This is a genomic window from Marinobacter sp. VGCF2001 (genome assembly GCF_049943275.1).
Lineage (GTDB): Bacteria > Pseudomonadota > Gammaproteobacteria > Pseudomonadales > Oleiphilaceae > Marinobacter.
Genome location: NZ_JBNFVX010000012.1, coordinates 52,279 through 69,120, shown reverse-complemented (window position 1 = coordinate 69,120; position 16,842 = coordinate 52,279). Strand labels below are relative to the sequence as shown.

The window sequence follows — 16,842 nt, the reverse complement described above, 5'->3', positions numbered from 1 at the left end:
CGGGGGCACATTAAAGCATCGGGTTGGCGATGGGCAGTTTCAGTGTGAAAGTCGTGCCTTCATCCGGTTTTGAGTCCACCCCCAGCTCGCCACGGTGCTTTTCCACCACGGTTTTTACAAACGACAAGCCGAGCCCGGTCCCATGAGTGCCTGTGGTTTCGCTGCGTTTCTGCCGATGATACCGGTCAAACAGTAACGGCAGTTCCTTCGGGTCTATGCCGTAGCCTTCATCGGAGATGGCCAGGCAGGCCAGATGGGCGGCCTGGTAGACGTAAACACTGATAGCCGAGTTCGCCGGGCTGTATTGCACAGCGTTTGTCAGTAAATTGATGACGGCTCTTTCCAGAAGCTCGGCGTTACCCTTCAGCCAGAGATCCTCGGTGCCATTGAGCAGTATCGAAATGCCTTTTTCCTGGGCCTGCTCGCATACGCTGTCCCGGGCATTCTCGACAATCGCCAGCAGTTCGCATTCGTAGAAGCGGGTTTCTGTCAGTTGTTCGGCCCGGGCCAGTTGAACGAATTCTTCCGCCAGATGATAGCTGCGCCGTGCCAGCCTGCCCAGGTGATCCAGTTGCTGAATATCTATGTGGCTCGGGTCCCTTTTGAGCTGCTCGATCAGAGCCAGCTGGGAAACCAGGGGCGAGCGAACGTCATGGGAAATAAAGTCAATGGCCTCCCGATGCTGGCGCTGTTGTTCCCGGAGATCGGAAATGTCGGATACGTTGGCAATAATGCCAAACTGATGGCTGTTCGGTAAGGCAAAAGGCGCGAGGTGAAGGAGAAAGTCCTTACCATTGACTGTCAGGTCCAGGGTTCGGCTTTGCCTGATGGTCAGCGTCTCGGAGATGGCTTCGTACCAGGCGGGAAGCGCTCGTGGGTCGTGTCCTTCGAGCAGCGTTGCCAGGGGCATGGCTTCCAGGCTTGGCATGGGTTCCCGGAACCAGTCTTCAATGTGTCGATTGGCAAACCGGATAACGCCGAGTTCGTCGGTTACGATGATGCCATCGGGCATATGCTCGAAGCTGTGACGAATAAAAGCCTGCATCTGGCCCAGTTTCTGGGTGGAGATACGGACCTTCTCGATGCGGGCAGAAATGTTTTCTCGGGGGCCGTGTTGTTCGTCGTCATAGCTGCCTGGCTTCAGGTCCAGTTGATTCAGGTACCGCTGGATGACCTCGCGACTGAGGTCATTGGGAAGGGTTAACCCGAGAAGGTAGGATGCGCCGCCCTGGGTCAGCCGAATCCAGCTCTGGTTCTGCTGGTGTTCCCAGTGGCCGGCTGTCTCGGTGGGTGGTGCCTGGGCCAGCGTCATGTCTTTCACTTCCAGAAGATCCCGTTCTTCCGCCAGCAGCCAGCCTGGCGGGTTCAGAAGTGCCCGAAGGTGGTTCAGCAATTGTTGCGGCGAGCGCGTTGAGGGCTCGGGTAATGACAGGCGAGGGGTTTTGGCCATGTCATCCAGTTGGCGGTTCAGAAAGCGGTTGGTCATCGCCAGGCGGAGTGCGCTGGCAATGGGAATGGCGGCCATTGGCAGCAAAAGGGCGTTCGCGACAGGCAGCTGAACTCGGGTGCCAATGAGAAGTAGCACATAACCGCCGAGGAGTCCTGCGGTTATGGACAGGCAGGCGAGCAGGGTGGGCGCGGGACGCAGTCGCGGTAGAAGCAGAGCCAGTAACAGGAGTACCAGGGTGTTCAATGCGGGCGATGCCCAGGCTTTTGCCGGGGTGATCAGGATATTCTGGTGATTCGCAGAGTAAACGTTGGCATGGAATTCGACGCCGGACATCGGCCGGCTAAGGCCTGAAAACGGTGTGGGCAGTATATCGCCGAAACCGGCCGCGGTTGCGCCGATAAACACGGTTTTACCGGCAAAAGCGTCCCGGGAGGGCGGGTGGCTCAGCACACTCGTGTAGGAGTAGGTGGGCAGCGTTCCGGCACCGCCTGCCAGTGGCACGCGCCGATAATCCTGTCTCACGTTGAGGTAGTCGGGCAGATGTGAGGCGTTTCGGGTTGAAGCCGGCAAACGAGAGGCCAGTGACAGGGCTGGCCACAAGCGGCCGGAAAGCCCGTTATAGAGGTAAAGCCCGCGGGCAACGCCGTCGTTGTCCAGTTCAATATGGGCGTGACCCAGGGCCGCGGCGGCCTGGGCCAGCGCCGGTATGGGTAACTGTTCGGTGATCAGGCGTTCCCGGGTTGGGGCTGTGAGGTAGGCAGGCAGTACTACTTTGCCATGCTGCCTCATGGCAGCGGCGAGTTCGTCATCCCCGGGGCCGGTTTCTGAAAACAGAATATCCAGCACGATGGTTTCCGCGCCGGCACGGTTCAGGTTATTGATCAGTTCGGCGTGCAGGCTCCTGTCCCATGGCCAGCGGCCACGTTGCTCGAGGCTGAATTCGTCAATGGCGATGATAGCCACCGTCTCATCCACAGGGGCCGGCCAGGTTGTGATCGCCCTGTCGTAGATCCAGTCATTGATGCGGCTGGGGAGTCCGGTCGTCTGCAGTAATAGCAGCGAGACGGCAAGCAGCAGGCCCAGGGACCAGGGTGTTGTTGTTATGGGTAACCAGTCCCGTTGCATCGGCCTTGCTGTCTTTAAATATTAGTCGAGATAAAGCTCCCTGCCCGGGCCCCAGCGACTGGCAAGCGGGCCGTCAGAAAGCGCTTTAACGCGCACAAAATACCTTCTTCCGGGAATCAGGCGCAAGGCCGCTGTTGTATCGGCGATATCAGCTTCCTTGATAATGTTGCGAAAACCGGGCTCTTCAGCCAGTTGCAGCCGGTAGTTGTTGGCGGTTTCAACGTCCTCCCAGAACACGCGAACCTGACTGTCGAGGTAGTTCACGCTGATAATCCGAACGGGCGGCAGGGTTCCGTTTATCACCATGCTGCGGGCGTCTGAGGTGGCAACCGAACTGCCTCCGGCCTCGGTGACAACCCGCCAGAAATACTGCCCGGGGCTCAATGGCCGGGAGGGCAGCGCCTGGCTTTCGGGAGCCCACTCACTGGTGGTAACCAGTTGCCGGAAACTCTCATCTTCCGCAATTTCGACCCGGGCGACCTCGTTTTCGCCATTGAGTTGCCAGCGGAATTCGGGCATATCGTCATTTATTTTGGCGCCTTCATCGGGTGAGACGAGGGCGGGTTTTCGGGCCTGGAGATCAATTTCCAATTTGCTGGTCCCCGGCATACCGGCAATGCCTTGCCGATCCACCGCGGCCAGCTGTATTTCATAGCGGCCGTTGTCGAGCTGGGCAATATCGAAGCGGGTGTCTGTCACCTCATGGCTCTGAACCCAGGTGCCTGCGGCCTGATCAAAAATGTCGAGGCGATAACGCGGGTAGCCGGTGTTATCCCAGGTCATCTCGGCGGGCAGTCGTGTCAGAACCGGAGGTAAGGGAGCAATAGCGGGTGCCGGCGGAAGCTGGCGAATATTCACTGCACCGGCGTTGGTGGTCGAGATACTGGCGCCGTAGCCGGCGGGGATGCGGCGGGTATTGCCCGGCTGGCCAAAATCGACCACACCCTCACTTACCTGTACGCTGCTGCCATTGGCTGAGGCTTGCATGGCGAAGACCGTGCCGCGTACGGCGGCGACGGCTGAAGGGGTTTCGATTTCAAAGCGAGCACCGCCTTCGATGAGCGGGCGAACCCGGGTATGTACCTCTCCCCGCTGGAGGCGCAGCCGGGTATCAACCATGCCGGATTTTCCATACTGGGTCAGCCGGTTGAACATCAGTCGGGAATTCGGCGAAATGCGCAGTTCGGAGCCATCGGCAAGGGCAATGGTTGCTGACCCGGCACCGGCAAGTATCTCATCCCCCACCCGGATAGTGGAGGTCTCGGTGAGGGGTAGTTTCCGGCCATCCATGCCCGAAATCAACTGCACGTGCCCGGTCACGGAAATGACGCTGGCGGGCTCCGGTTGCCGCTTCAGCCAGTTTACCGGGATGCGCACAGTGTCGCCGGCAGAGAGCTCTGCGTTGCCCGCAAGGCCGTTGTAAGCCAGTAGCCGTTGGCCCGACATGGATTGGGAGAGCAGTGTCCGGGTCACGCTGGCGAGAGTGTCCCCGTCCCGTAAGGTGTATACCCATTCCTGAACGCTTTCCTGGGGGGTGGAAAGTGCTGCTCCCGAACCCCGCGTGATGGAGAGCTCTGCGATTGCTGTCGCCGGTACCAGTACCGACAGCAGCAGAACCGCCAGGTTTTTGAGAATGGCGCGCAAGGCTTCAGGCATGGGCAATGTGGTCTTGGGGGGTGTCGTTGATATCATCAGGCTTGATGGCTTCGAGCCGATAGCCACGCTGATAGATGGTCTTGATTCGAAATCCGTTTTCAGGATTCAGCCCAAGCCTTCTTCGGAGTCGGCTCATGTGGGTATCGACCGTGCGGGTATTGATATCCCGGGCCAGCCCCCAAACCCGCTCGAGCAGCATTTCCCGGGTCAGCAGGCGACCCTGGTTCTGGAACAGGAAAAAAGTCAGGTCGAAATCTTTATCGGTAAGTGCCAGAGGCTCGCGATGCAGGTGGATGGTGCGCTGGTGGGTATTGACCTCGAACGGGCCGAACACCAGGACTTCTTTTTCGCTTTCCGGGTTGCTGCGACGGGCCAGAGCATTAATGCGGGCCACCAGTTCCGCTGCACGCGCGGGCTTGGCAATGTAGTCGTCTGCGCCGGCATCAAGCGCGCGTACGATATCGGCCTCACTGTCGCGCTGGGTCAGAAACACCGCCGGGATGGCCCAGTTCAGTTGTGCCCGCACGCTCTCAAGCACCTCGATTCCGGTCATATCCGGAATCTGCCAGTCCAGAATGAGCAAGTCATAGCTGCGATGCAGCACGGCCCCCAGAAATGATTGGCCGGTAGAAAAGCTGTCGCAGTCGTGCCCCCGTTCAGACAGGATGGACCGAATGTGCTGCGCCTGTTCGTGTTCATCTTCCAGCAGAGCAATGCGCATTGAGCCAGAACCTCGATCATGTTGCCTGAGTGGTATGTCCTCGGGCAAAGTTACCTGATGTAACCCTGCCCATCCGATATTATCCCAAAAAAAGAGCGTTCATTCAGTATCGTTATGTAGAATTCCGTAAGTCCACAGCCGGTTTGCCGCTGTGGTCATCCACTGTTTGTCGGCAGCCGGGGAAATTGCTGCAGCCCCAGAACCAGCCTTTTTTACTTTTCCGCCTGACCAGAGGTGAAAAACAGGCCGGGCAGGGGACCGGTTTCTGGCTCGTGCCATCGGAGGGGGTGTGGTCTTCCAGTGGCCGGGTGCCTTTGCAGGCGGGGTAACGGGTGCAGGCAAAAAAGGCCCCGAACTTGCCCTCTCGTTCAACCATTGGGGCCCGGCACTTCGGGCAATGTATGGCGTTTTCTGCGGCTGATTTGTGGGCGGGACCGGTCTGCGGCGATCTGTCCATGAACCCGCGGATTTCGTGCTTCAATGCGTCCAGAAACGCTCTCGGGTCGTTCTCACCCCGGCGGATGCCTTCCAGTGTGGCCTCCCAGACGGCGGTGCGGTCTGGCGCCCGGATGGATTCCGGTAAGGCTGCGATCAGGGATTTGCCTTTCTCTGTAGCGCGAATGAAGCGTTTTTCGCGGCACAGGTAGTCCCGGCGGAAAAGCGTGTCGATGATTGCGGCTCGTGTGGCTTCGGTGCCCAGGCCGTCGGTTTCCCGCAAGGTTTTCCGAAGTTCCTTGTCTGCCACAAAGCGCGCGATGTTGGTCATCGCAGAGAGCAGTGTGGCATCGGTGAAATGCTGCGGTGGCTGGGTTTTACGTTCCCGGGTCTGTGCATGGCTGCATAGCACCGGTTCGTCTTTTTCAAGCCGCGGGAGTGGCGCTTTGTCAGGCTCCTGCCCGGATTCCCGTTTGCGAATTTCCAGCAACTTCCAGCCAGGTTGTGCGACTGCCGTTTCGGTCGCGCGAAAACGGTGATTTTGAATGGCGACCGTCAGTTTGCCCTCGCGATGCACGGCGTCTGGCGCGAACTGCATCAGATAAAACCGGCTGACCAGGTCGTAAACTTTTTGCTCGGCCTCCGACAGTTTACCGTTGGGCGCTGGCCGCACGGTGGGAATGATCGCGTGGTGGGCGTCCACCTTTTGGTCGTTCCAGGCGGCGGACTGGCGTTCTGTATCAGCGCTTTCACAAAATCCGGATAACTCCGGAGCCACCCGGCCGATGGCGCGTATCACCTGCGCCCGCTGGCTGAAATGTTCCTCCGGCAGGTACCGGCAATCAGACCTGGGGTAAGTGATTAACTGGTGGCGTTCATAAAGATTCTGGGCAGTATCGAGAACGTCCTTGGCGCCCATCCGGTACAACCGTCCGGCCTCAATCTGCAGTGCGGATAGGGACAGCGGCAGCGGTGGTGCTTCACTGCGATCCCGGAACCGGGCCTCGGCAACACGACCGGGGCGACCGCTGATCTCAGACACAATCTGCTCGGCAATGGAGCGGTCCAGAAGCCGGTTTTCATCGTCAAGATAGTCCTGGAATTCGTCTCCGGGCAGCCAGTGGGTGACGAACGGGGTGCCCTCCGCCCCGGGCTCTCCGGCATGAAAGGTGGCCTCAACCCGAAACCAGGGTTTCGACTGGAAATCCTCAATACTGTTGTCCCGCTCCACCACCAGCCCGAGAACCGGTGTCTGCACCCGGCCGACCGAATATACACCCTGTTCGCCCCGGGTCTGGTAGCTGAGCGTGTAGAACCTCGACAAATTGATGCCGTAGAGCCAGTCGGCCCGCTGACGTGCCAGGGCCGAGTGGGAGAGGGGCCGGAACTCCCGGTTGTCTCTGGGGGTCTGCACCGCGCGGGCGACCGCCTTCGGGGTGAGATCGTTGATCAGCACCCGCTTGACCGGGGCTTTGGCTTCCAGATAACGAAGCACTTCATCCACCAGCAGCTGGCCTTCACGATCCGGGTCGCCGGCGTGAATGATCAGGTCGGCCTTGCGTATCAGGGCTTCGAGTACTTTGAGTTGCTGGCGCACGCTGTCTTTCGGTACCAGCTGCCAGGGCTCCGGAAACAGCGGCAAGTCTTCAAGCCGCCACTTCTTCCAGGACGGGTGGTAACGGGCCGGCTCAGCTGGCTCCAGCAAGTGACCAATGCACCAGCTTACGGTCGCGGCGTCCGGCCCCTGTCCGCAGCGTATCCAGCCCTGGCCTTTTTCGTGGGGGCCAGGCAGTGCGGCGGCTATGGCGCGGGCCAGGCTTGGCTTTTCGGCGATGTACAGATGCATGGGTGTCGGGGGGTTGGTTGCTGGCAGGCGAATGTGTCGGTTTGGGGCTTTTGTGTCAAGGGCTTCGGGGTTTCGCGGCGTACTGTAGTAGACTGGGAAAATTGGTGGAGGCGGCCGTGAAGGAGTTAGTGAACGATGAAAGTACAGAACAGCATTGAAGAGAAGCTGGCCAGAGACTTTAACGCCAGCGTGATTTTGGTGGAAAACGAAAGCCATATGCATTCGGTGCCACCCAATTCTGAAACCCATTTCAAGGTAACGCTGGTGTCGGCGGATTTTGAGGGGCAGATAAAAGTGCGGCGTCACCAGACGATCTACAAGGTACTGGCGGATGAGCTGGCCGGCCCGGTGCATGCCCTGGCGTTACACCTTTATACGCCGGAAGAGTGGCAGGCCAGTGGTCTCGCGTCACCGGACTCCCCCAACTGCATGGGGGGGTCGAAAGGTGACTCTGCAATGGATAAGAAGCTTCAACAGGGAGCAAACGGATGAGCCAGTTTTTCCAGATTCACCCGGAAACACCGCAAAAACGCCTGATCAAGCAGGCGGTTGAAATTCTGCGCAAGGGCGGGGTGGTCGTTTATCCCACCGATTCGGGTTATGCCCTGGGGTGCCATCTTGGCGACAAGCAGGCGGCGGATCGCATCAAGCGGATTCGGCGCCTGGACGACAAGCACAACTTCACCCTGGTCTGCCGGGATCTGTCTGATATCGGTGTCTATGCCAAAGTGGACAACACGCAGTACCGCTTGCTGAAGAACTTTACGCCGGGCCCGTATACGTTCATTCTGGATGCAACCAGCGAGGTACCCCGGCGTTTGCTCCATCCGAAGCGTCGTTCCATCGGAATCCGGGTTCCGGACAACGAAATTGTCCGGGAGTTGCTGGGCGAGTTGGGCGAGCCGATCATGAGCAGCACCCTGATTCTCCCGGGCGAAACCGAGCCGTTAACCGATCCCTACGACATTCGCGAGACGCTGGGGCACGAACTCGACCTCGTTATCGATGGCGGATTCTGCGGCATGGAGGCTACCACGGTGGTCAATTTCACCGGTGATGTACCGGAAGTCACCAGAGTCGGCAAGGGCGACCCGGCGCCGTTTCAGGTCTGACCGGGCAGCCGACCCGGGCTTCAGGCCCGGGTGTTCAGGCTGAAAGCGTAGCGCTGTTGTGCCGTTATGGCGGTGTCTGTCGGCGCTGCCGTGCGGCGCATACTGTCGTAGCGGTGAATCACATCCTGAAGCCCGTTGAACTGCTGGTTTTCGCTGACCAGGGAGTCCAGCAGGGAATTGTTCACGCCGTAAGCCTGGTTGAGCTTGAGGGCGTTATCGACAAAATGCAGTGTCGGTTCGGTCACGCTCAGCCGTTTTAGCGCGTCGCCGAAGCCCCGGTTATTGGCGAGATCCTGTTGCATCTGTTCCCGCACCTGTTCAGGAAGTTTGCCCTCCAGTTGAAGGCCCCCCTGTTCATTTTTGCTTACGCTCAGCGCGGTTGCCGGGTGCACATTGTACTCGGCAAGCTTGTGCCGGAGGGTTTCCCGGACATAAGACAGATCCTGGGCAACGGTTTGTTTGTACTGGCTTAACGGTAGCTGGCGGATTTTCTGGCTGTGGGAGGAGGCATCCTGGCTGTGCGAGGGTGTGAATCGGTCGTCATTGCGGTTTGAAGATTCTGCAGCAGGCGGTTGGGTGTTGTTCATTTGCCCTTCGGGCGCCTCTGGCTGCGCTGCACGGTTGTCCATGGCTTGCTGAAAGCGTGTGCTGGCCTGTATCAGTGATGTCAGCAATGACATGGTTGCCTGGCTCCCTTTGAACGGAAAAACTTTGCCGGATGACACGGAATAATCCGCTACCGGAGTGCCCTAGCAGGTTTCAGGCCAATTCGGCGATGGCTTTGCCGGGAGTCCCCATGGCAAATGTCAAAAACTGCAAGGAGTGTTCCGCAGTCGATGCCAGGATGACCCAGGTCAGAAAAAAACTGATGCATATCTATAAAGTTATGCGTCAATTAGCCGTCACTACATCTTGGATGTAAAGCTCATCTCCAGTTGTCGGGGTAACATGAAAAAACAATACTCAATCCGGTTTCTACTGCTGGCAGCGCTGGCGGCGGCCTTCACGGTCATTCTGGTATTCACCGTGGTTTACAGTGCCCAGTCGCAGCGGGCCCACGTGGAGGAATACAGCCACAAATACGTGGATGGGCTGGCAAAGTCTTTTTTTGATGGTCTGAACACCATGATGGTGACCGGAACCATTAACAACCGTGATGTTCTGCGGGAAAAAGTCATGGCCCCGGACGATGTGCTGGATGTCCGGGTGATTCGCAGTGATCAGCTGAACGCGCTTTACGGAACAGGGAATGCCGACGAACAGCGCCGTGAGCCTCTGGACATGAAGGCGCTTGACGGCGAGCGAGTGGAACATTATTCGAAAAACGACGATGGCCGTATCTATACCCTCATTGAGCCCGTGGTGGCCAGCGCCAACTACCAGGGCGTGAACTGTCTGGGGTGCCATCAGGCCGAGGAGGGGGATGTGCTCGGGGCGATCCGGGTGGATTATTCCCTGGCGAAAAGCGATGCGAAACTGCAACAGCAGCTACTGGTCAGTGGCGGTACCCAGATCCTGATTTTTGCGGTTATTTTCCTGCTGACCATGGTGGTGCTGGGCCGCCTAGTGTTCTCGCGCCTGGCCCGTTTGCACGACCGGATGGACGAGATCTCCCGTAATTCAGACCTGTCCATTGAGTTGGAGGTAACCCGCAACGACGAAATCGGATCTGTTTCCCGTGCGTTCAACCGCATGGTTGCCAAAATCCGCGACAGTATGCATACCGTGATGGATAACGCAGAGCAGGTAGAGGCCGCTGCGCGCACCATTGCCGATAAAGCAGACACCACGGAGCGGGAAGTGCTGGCCCAGAAGGACAATACCGACCAGGTAGCCAGTGCCACCACCGAAATGGCCGCTTCAGCCGTGCAGGTGCGGGAAAACGCCGTCACCACGGCACGTAAATCGGCGGATACAGCCAGTTCGGCGGAAACGGGTGAGCAACTGGCGCGGAACGCGGTTCAGGGAATCGAGTCGCTCAATGCGGAAGTGCAGAACGGCGCCCAGCGTATTGAGCAGCTGGACCAGCGTACAATGGAAATGGCTTCACGACTTGAGCTGATATCGGAAATTGCCGACCAGACCAACCTGCTGGCCCTGAACGCGGCCATCGAAGCGGCCCGGGCAGGCGAGCAGGGCCGTGGCTTTGCGGTGGTTGCGGACGAAGTCCGGGCGCTTGCTTCCCGCACCCAAACTTCCACCGAAGAGATTCGTACCACCATTGAGGGCCTGAAAAAAGAGGTGGTGGATTGTGTGGGCACCATGCGCCACGCCTCTGAACTTGCCCAGCATCAGGTTGACTCCATTCTGAAAGTGGAAACCGAGCTTCAGACCATTGCCGCAGCCGTTCGGGAAATTACGGGCCTGAATGAGGAGATGGAGAGCGCGGCCAACGAGCAGAGTGAAGTGTCTGATTCCATCAATCAGAACGTCATTGAGATCAGCCGCTCGGCTGAGCAAACCTCAAGCGACGCTCAGGAGACCGCACAGATTGCCGGCGACCTGCTGGCAATGGCAGAAACCTTGCGGAAAACCATCGAGCAGTTCCGCCTGTCGCAGAGCTGAGAGCGCAGGAAAGACCGGGGCGTTCAGCCCCGGTGATCTGATACGAACGGGTTGCTGGCCCGTTCCCGGCCGAACGTCGACATCGGCCCGTGGCCGCAGATAAAGCTGACATCGTCTCCGAGTGGAAACAGCTTTTCCCGGATAGAATGAATCAGGGTGTTGTAATCGCCTTTCGGGAAATCCGTACGGCCAATCGAGCCATTGAACAGCACATCGCCCACCTGGGCCAGCTTTGATCCGCGATGAAAAAACACGACATGGCCCGGCGTATGGCCTGGCGTGTGGAGTACTTCCAGGGTTTCATTGCCTACCGCCACGGTGTCGCCATCTTCCAGCCAGCGGTTGGGCGTAAACACCTCCGGCGCCGGAAAACCGAACATCTGTGCCTGCATGGCCAGCCCCTGAATCCAGAAGTTATCCTCGATGTGTGGCCCCTCAATGGGCAGCCCGGCGGATTTGGCCAACTCCGCCGTGCCGCCGGCGTGGTCAATGTGTGCATGAGTAAGCAGGACTTTTTCCAGGGCGAGGCCTTCAGCGTCAACAGCTGCACGAATCCGGCCCAGGTCGCCGCCCGGGTCGACCACTGCTGCCTTGTGGGTTTCAGTACACCAGAGCAGGGTGCAGTTCTGTTCAAAGGGGGTGACGGGAACCACGCGATACTTCAGGGACATAGTCTGCCTCGGGTTGTAAACTTTTCTGCAAGTTTACCAAGGCCGTTACAGGTGAGCCATGGATCGACCGCCTGGTGAACGTCCTTCGGAGTATTGCTTCCTCAAAGACGCTGGCGAAAGGTTTACAAAGGCCATCATGCTGGCGGAAGATCTTGGGTTTGTGTCGCGGGCGCGGGTTTTCCTCGCCGCTGGCAAATTCATGGAACAGGAGATAATTCTGGATGAGTGACTCCCAGGGAAGCCCGGGCAATTTCAATTTTGGTATCCGTCGCCTGGTGCTGGTGGATTCCGCCGGCTTCTGTTACGTGGAAATTCCGGTGGACAACCATGGCCTGATCCTGGGCCCCGGCAATCTGGGCAAGTCTAGTCTGCTGAATTCCCTGCGGCTGTTCCTGCTGCCGGAAAACAACTTCAAGAACAGCCGCAAGAAATTTGCCTTCCGCAATGCCAGTGCGGGCAGTTTCTATTCCAACGAGGAAAGCTATCAGCATTACTTTCCCAGTCAGTTCAGCTTCCTGATCATGGAAGCGGAAAACCCGGCCGGGGTGCATTGCCAGATTCTGTACCGGGACAGTGCCAGCCAGCTCAGCTATGGCCGCGCTTTCGTGCCGGTGGGTTACGACCAGCTGCGGCCCCTGTTCTGGAATGGGGATGACGAGGACGGAATCGGCCAGGCGGTGCCGGAGCTGTCGTTCAGCCGTTTATCCGAGGCGCTGAAGAAGTTCTCCAAAGACACCCGACTGGTGAATGACCCGGCCAAGCTCAAACAGATGCTGTACAGCAGCGAGCTGATGAACGCCGATGCGGTGCGCTATTCCGTACTGCCCCTGGGTGAGTCGGACGAGCGCCGGGTGCAGTCTTTGCGCACACTGATTCTGTTGCTGTTTGAAATGAAGGCAGACGATCAGGCCATGTCCAATGCGGTGGCCAGCATCATCGAGGCGGACAAAAAGTTTGCCGATGACGCCTTCGATTTCAACATCGATGAGTTTCTCAACCGGCACGATCAGCTGAAACAACAGCAAATCCAGCTGAACCAGATCGAAAAAGAGCGCTCACGGTTCGAGAAGCTGCAAAGGGATCATCAGGCCTACCAGACCTTGCTTCGCAGTCAGCATGATTTTGCCGCGTTTCGCGATGGTGTGAGCCATGCTCTGCAGGACATTGGCGCAAGGCGTAAAGCCGCGGTGGAGGCGTTCAACGAGCAGAACGAGACGCTGCGCCATGTGCTGCAGGCCCTGAAAAAGCTGGAGCAGGACGCCAGCGGCCTGAAGGGCGAGATCCGTTCCGCTGATCGGCGCATCAAGCAGGCCGAGCAGAACCAGAAAGATGGCGATTTGCTGGTGTCCCAGTACGGGGAGATGACTCTCCAGGAGATCGAGGACATCCTGAAAGAGGAACTCGATAGCAAGAAAGGGCATCTGGCCGCCCTGAAAAGTGCCGCCCAGGCCGAGATCCGGCTGGAGCAGATCCAGAAAAAGAAGCAGGAACTCGAGCGCAAGCTGGAATCCCTGAAGGAACGGGAAAGCAAGCAACATTGGCAGCTTCAGAACCAGCTGGACGAGGCTACCGCCGCACCGCTGCGGGCCGTAGACCCCCGGTTGGTGATGGCCAGCCCGGGCCAGGATCTGGATGCGGACAGCAAGGCGGCCATCGAAGCGTTTGCCCGGCTGTTTGTGCCCAATGACAAAGGCTTTGACTGGTTCGATGCCGAATACCAGGCCCAGCCGGCCCGGCAGACCGACTTCGCAGAGCAGCGCCGGCATATTGAAGGTGAGCTGCGTGGCATGGAAAAGGAACGGGCGGAGCTGGCAGACACTGCCAACCAGGAACATGACCGGCCACAGTTGATAGAGCGTACAGAAAAAGAAATCCGTGCCATCGAGAAGGATCTGGATACCCTGAGCCGTTACCCGGCCGCCGCGACCACCCTTCGGGATGCCACTGAGGAAAAGCAGGCGGCGGAAGAGCAGCTGGCGAAGCTGGAAGAACAGGCCCGGCTGGAGCAGGAGAAGCAGGATGCGGTTCAGCAGAAGGCCGCCAAAGCCAGGGCCGACAAAGAGCGTATCGAAGAGCGGGAGCGTGAGCTGGCGGGTCTGAGCCGCAGCGTTGGCACGGTAGAGCACCGTTTTCCGCATCTGAAAGCGGTGGAAGCCGAGCAGCCGCTGGTGATTGAGCAGGTGTCTGTTGCTGCTTTCGACGACCTGCAAACCCAGCTGGACGACCTGGAAGAGCGTAGGCGCAGCATCCTCGACCACCTGCGCCAGTTTGTTTATCTCGGCATCCACGAAGACACGGAAGGCGAATTGCAGAAAGACAGCCCGGCGTCCTCCGTGATCCGTGAGACCTTCAAAAGCCTGTCGGATCGGTTTGCCGGCATGGCCGAGCGCTGGAATGTGCTGGAGCAGCAGGTTGGCATCCACAACGAAACCGTGGCCAGCTACCGGCAGGCCCTGAAATCCAACCACGAACACATTGCCCGTTTTGAAGCACAGCTGAACCGCGAGCTGGAGGGCGTGCGCATCAACGACCTGGTGGAAATCCGGGTCGACATCCACACCGATCCGAAATTCCGCAATCTGGTGGAAGAAGCCAACAACATCGATCCCTATGGCAACCAGCTGCAATCGGATGCGTTCTATGACCGTTTACGGGTGTTCGTGGCGGACTTTTTCGGGGAGGGCGGTAGCAAGCGCCTGACCATGGACAAGGTGATCACCGGCATTTCCTACCGCACCCGAAAGGAAAACGCCGCGAATCTGGACAAGAAGGGCCAGTCCACCTCGACCACCGCCCTGATCAATCTGGAACTGGTATACCGGCTGCTGAAGCGGGTGCTGTACCCGGGCGTTCAGTTGTCGTTCCCCATGGTGCTGGACGAGCTGGCCAGCGTGGACATCAGCCAGATGCCCTCACTGCTGGAGCGTCTCCGCAAGCAGGGCTTCAACCTGTTCTCGGCAGCCACCCACAGCGCCAGCGCGGAGATGATTTACCTGATCGGCCGGCACCTGGAAGTCGGACAGATGCGCACCGCGCGGCCCTACAGCCCGCAGCGCACCCTGGTGTTCTGGGGTGGGGCGGAAGGCTTCACCAACGGCGAGCCCCTGAGCCACTGGGCGGACCAGACCCAGAACAATCTGCTGGAGCCGGTGGATGAGTAAACGCTTCAGCACCCTGGACACCACCCGGCTGCTGTTCGAGCACCCGAAGATTCTGTTCCGGATGATTGAACGGATGGACCGGAATGAAGCCCGGTATATCCGCGAGAGCGATCTGGTAGCCGAGGTGATGGACTACACCCGTGCCCTTGGCAATGCCGATCGGGATCGGGTGCGTTTTGCGCTGAATACCGACAATCTGTTCCGCAGCGGTCTGGTGATCGACATCATCAAGGCCGAAGGAGAGCGTCGCCTGGTGTTCCAGGATGCACTGATCAACCTGATGCGGGCCTGTAACGCATCGCTTTACCAAGAACTGACCGATGCCCGCCTGCGGGGCCATCTGGTGACTCTGCGGGATGTGCGGAATCGCCTGGAAACCAGTAGTTTCAGTGACGCGGACCCGGACTACACCGAATTGAGGGATGATCTGAACGAACGGGTCAGTCAGCTCATCGGCTTACTGCGCCAGAACGTGCTGCGCATGCAGACCATCAGTGCCCAGCTTGCGGATTTATCTGGTGACGCCAGTCGGGCGCCTGAGAAATTCCTGGAGTTCCGCCAGAACCTGTTCGAGCAGATCGTGACCCTGTACGAACGCCACATCAAGCCGACTCTGGTGTTTCTGAACCCGGATACCCGGCTGCCGGATGGCAGCAACCTGTTCGAGACCCTGGAAGCGATGGTGCGGTTGCTGGAAAATCACGGCGATCACAGCCTGGCAGACCAGTTGTTCCGTTCCTCCATCAGCCTGAACGCCCTGTACAAACCCATTCAGGCGGTGGCCCAGGAGGTGGAACACTTCCTGCGCAAGACGCGCCAGGGCATGGTCCAGTACAACGCCATGGAGCATTTCTACGGCAAGCTGCAGGAACTCAAGGACGAAACCGAGACCCTCAGCCTGAAACGAAAGTGGCTGGAAGGTGGCGATTTTGCCCGCAGCACCGGCTTTCTGGTGGGCCTTCGGGCCCAGCAACGCCCCAAACATTACGCCTTCGGCGAATCGTCCAGCTACTACCAGCTGTTGTTCAGCGAACTGGACTTGCGCCTGAACGACCTCCGCCGCAAGGCTGAAGTACCGGTTTTGCAGCAAGTGGATGGCAGCGGCAAGCACACCCGGATTGATGTCCAGCGCATCAACCAGCTCTATCAATGGCTGGAGACTCTGGAGCTTCGGCCCACCACGGATCTGGTGCGGGAGCTGCACGGTCGCCTGGACGGTTTTGTCCCCGGCTATCGTTTTCCGGACCTGCTGGCGGCGTTGAACCGGCTGGTCAACTCGCCGCCGGAAGGCCTGCAGGTGGTGACCACCAACCGTTTTCGAATCCTGGATCAGTCATCCGACAGCGAGCAGTTTGTCTATCGCAAGCGCCGCCTGGAAACCGATACCGAGACCAATCAAGAAGAGCAACACCATGCCTGAATTCTCTGACGCGATGGAAACAAAGGAATCCGTGGACCATTCACAAGGTTCGTCCAGCTTCGAGCAGATCCTGCCGGCCCGGAGCGCCGCCATTTACCGGGAATTCCAGGCCGGCCGGGTGATTGTGCGGGATGTGTGGGACAGCAACCGCTCCGAGCTGCGTGCCAATCCGCTCTACAATCTGCTGTACAACCACCTGTCCCATTTCCGGACCTTCTACGAGCACCTGGGCAGCGAATTGGTGTTCAACGAAACCGGTGCGTTTTTCTTTCTCAAGGAAAGCAGTGACGACGAGAGTGAAGAGCACGACGAGAATGCTTTCCGGGTGCAGGTGGTATTGCTGCTGATCGGGCGTTATTTCGCGCGCAGCGGGCGGGATCTGGAGTATCTGGGGCGCCCGGATGCGGGCTTGAATGAGCAGGATCTTGCTGCGCTGGCAGACGACGAGGAATATCAGGAAATTCTGAGGGCTGCACGCTTCGAAAAAGGTCTTGCCGAGGCGTTGGAATACCTGCTCAAACGCAATCTGCTTTTTCGCTCGGGAGCGGTTCATTACTTCCTGAGTTCCGCTGGCTGCTATTTTCTGCGTGAGCTGGTACGGGAATTTGAGCAGAGTTAACCAACGTTGCGTTTCGGTTTATACATTCATGTATGTATGTATATTGCCTGCCTCACACGGT

Annotated in this window: 13 protein-coding genes; 7 read left to right on the top strand and 6 right to left on the bottom strand. The window is 58.6% G+C overall.

Features of this window, described 5'->3' with window-relative positions; all coding sequences use genetic code 11:
• Positions 1 to 10: 10 nt before the first annotated feature.
• The 4 genes from ACP2AU_RS12225 to ACP2AU_RS12210 form a co-directional block, all read right to left on the bottom strand.
• A complete protein-coding gene (locus ACP2AU_RS12225; RefSeq protein WP_426376482.1) occupies positions 11 to 2,575 on the bottom strand; it encodes a CHASE2 domain-containing protein in 2,565 nt (854 codons plus the stop codon).
• Between the two features lie 21 nt (positions 2,576 to 2,596).
• Positions 2,597 to 4,231, bottom strand: coding sequence for a FecR domain-containing protein (locus ACP2AU_RS12220; protein WP_426376481.1), 1,635 nt, complete (start codon positions 4,229 to 4,231; stop codon positions 2,597 to 2,599).
• Complete coding sequence (locus ACP2AU_RS12215; RefSeq protein ID WP_426376480.1) at positions 4,224 to 4,952, bottom strand: response regulator transcription factor; 729 nt, start codon at positions 4,950 to 4,952, stop codon at positions 4,224 to 4,226. The genes ACP2AU_RS12220 and ACP2AU_RS12215 overlap by 8 nt, the downstream gene beginning before the upstream one ends.
• 112 nt (positions 4,953 to 5,064) lie before the next feature.
• On the bottom strand, positions 5,065 to 7,233 hold the full coding sequence (locus ACP2AU_RS12210) for a DNA topoisomerase III (RefSeq protein WP_426376479.1): 2,169 nt from the start codon (positions 7,231 to 7,233) through the stop codon (positions 5,065 to 5,067).
• A gap of 135 nt (positions 7,234 to 7,368) precedes the next feature.
• On the opposite strand from ACP2AU_RS12210, the gene ACP2AU_RS12205 reads away from it, so the two are divergent.
• Positions 7,369 to 7,725 (top strand): BolA family protein, encoded by a 357-nt coding sequence (locus ACP2AU_RS12205; RefSeq protein ID WP_426376478.1) that lies wholly within the window; start codon positions 7,369 to 7,371, stop codon positions 7,723 to 7,725.
• A complete protein-coding gene (locus ACP2AU_RS12200; protein ID WP_426376477.1) occupies positions 7,722 to 8,345 on the top strand; it encodes an L-threonylcarbamoyladenylate synthase in 624 nt (207 codons plus the stop codon). Before ACP2AU_RS12205 ends, ACP2AU_RS12200 begins: the two co-directional genes overlap by 4 nt.
• Before the next feature lie 20 nt (positions 8,346 to 8,365).
• On the opposite strand, the gene ACP2AU_RS12195 is transcribed toward ACP2AU_RS12200, so the two are convergent.
• Entirely contained in the window at positions 8,366 to 9,025 is a 660-nt protein-coding gene (locus tag ACP2AU_RS12195) for a hypothetical protein (protein WP_426376476.1), read from the bottom strand.
• Between the two features lie 268 nt (positions 9,026 to 9,293).
• Between ACP2AU_RS12195 and ACP2AU_RS12190 the strand changes: the two genes are divergently transcribed.
• Complete coding sequence (locus ACP2AU_RS12190; RefSeq protein ID WP_426376475.1) at positions 9,294 to 10,910, top strand: methyl-accepting chemotaxis protein; 1,617 nt, start codon at positions 9,294 to 9,296, stop codon at positions 10,908 to 10,910.
• Between the two features lie 23 nt (positions 10,911 to 10,933).
• Here ACP2AU_RS12190 and ACP2AU_RS12185 read toward each other — a convergent pair whose 3' ends face one another.
• A complete protein-coding gene (locus tag ACP2AU_RS12185) occupies positions 10,934 to 11,581 on the bottom strand; it encodes an MBL fold metallo-hydrolase (protein ID WP_426376474.1) in 648 nt (215 codons plus the stop codon).
• 58 nt (positions 11,582 to 11,639) lie between these two features.
• On the opposite strand from ACP2AU_RS12185, the gene ACP2AU_RS12180 reads away from it, so the two are divergent.
• From ACP2AU_RS12180 to ACP2AU_RS12165, 4 genes are read left to right on the top strand one after another with little or no spacing between them, the layout of a single operon-like run.
• Entirely contained in the window at positions 11,640 to 11,810 is a 171-nt protein-coding gene (locus ACP2AU_RS12180) for a hypothetical protein (RefSeq protein ID WP_426376473.1), read from the top strand.
• Positions 11,803 to 14,742 (top strand): hypothetical protein, encoded by a 2,940-nt coding sequence (locus ACP2AU_RS12175; protein ID WP_426376472.1) that lies wholly within the window; start codon positions 11,803 to 11,805, stop codon positions 14,740 to 14,742. Before ACP2AU_RS12180 ends, ACP2AU_RS12175 begins: the two co-directional genes overlap by 8 nt.
• Positions 14,735 to 16,162, top strand: a complete 1,428-nt coding sequence (locus tag ACP2AU_RS12170) for a hypothetical protein (RefSeq protein ID WP_426376471.1) — start codon at positions 14,735 to 14,737, stop codon at positions 16,160 to 16,162. Before ACP2AU_RS12175 ends, ACP2AU_RS12170 begins: the two co-directional genes overlap by 8 nt.
• Entirely contained in the window at positions 16,155 to 16,781 is a 627-nt protein-coding gene (locus ACP2AU_RS12165) for a condensin complex protein MksE (RefSeq protein ID WP_426376470.1), read from the top strand. Before ACP2AU_RS12170 ends, ACP2AU_RS12165 begins: the two co-directional genes overlap by 8 nt.
• Positions 16,782 to 16,842 lie beyond the last annotated feature (61 nt).

What these genes read in the sequence shown, in the direction of transcription:
- ACP2AU_RS12225 (WP_426376482.1), bottom strand. Translation starts at nt 2,575, where the DNA reads ATGCAACGGGACTGGTTACCCATAACAACAACACCCTGGTCCCTGGGC.
- ACP2AU_RS12220 (WP_426376481.1), bottom strand. Translation starts at nt 4,231, where the DNA reads ATGCCTGAAGCCTTGCGCGCCATTCTCAAAAACCTGGCGGTTCTGCTG.
- ACP2AU_RS12215 (WP_426376480.1), bottom strand. Translation starts at nt 4,952, where the DNA reads ATGCGCATTGCTCTGCTGGAAGATGAACACGAACAGGCGCAGCACATT.
- ACP2AU_RS12210 (WP_426376479.1), bottom strand. Translation starts at nt 7,233, where the DNA reads ATGCATCTGTACATCGCCGAAAAGCCAAGCCTGGCCCGCGCCATAGCC.
- ACP2AU_RS12205 (WP_426376478.1), top strand. Translation starts at nt 7,369, where the DNA reads ATGAAAGTACAGAACAGCATTGAAGAGAAGCTGGCCAGAGACTTTAAC.
- ACP2AU_RS12200 (WP_426376477.1), top strand. Translation starts at nt 7,722, where the DNA reads ATGAGCCAGTTTTTCCAGATTCACCCGGAAACACCGCAAAAACGCCTG.
- ACP2AU_RS12195 (WP_426376476.1), bottom strand. Translation starts at nt 9,025, where the DNA reads ATGTCATTGCTGACATCACTGATACAGGCCAGCACACGCTTTCAGCAA.
- ACP2AU_RS12190 (WP_426376475.1), top strand. Translation starts at nt 9,294, where the DNA reads ATGAAAAAACAATACTCAATCCGGTTTCTACTGCTGGCAGCGCTGGCG.
- ACP2AU_RS12185 (WP_426376474.1), bottom strand. Translation starts at nt 11,581, where the DNA reads ATGTCCCTGAAGTATCGCGTGGTTCCCGTCACCCCCTTTGAACAGAAC.
- ACP2AU_RS12180 (WP_426376473.1), top strand. Translation starts at nt 11,640, where the DNA reads ATGGATCGACCGCCTGGTGAACGTCCTTCGGAGTATTGCTTCCTCAAA.
- ACP2AU_RS12175 (WP_426376472.1), top strand. Translation starts at nt 11,803, where the DNA reads ATGAGTGACTCCCAGGGAAGCCCGGGCAATTTCAATTTTGGTATCCGT.
- ACP2AU_RS12170 (WP_426376471.1), top strand. Translation starts at nt 14,735, where the DNA reads ATGAGTAAACGCTTCAGCACCCTGGACACCACCCGGCTGCTGTTCGAG.
- ACP2AU_RS12165 (WP_426376470.1), top strand. Translation starts at nt 16,155, where the DNA reads ATGCCTGAATTCTCTGACGCGATGGAAACAAAGGAATCCGTGGACCAT.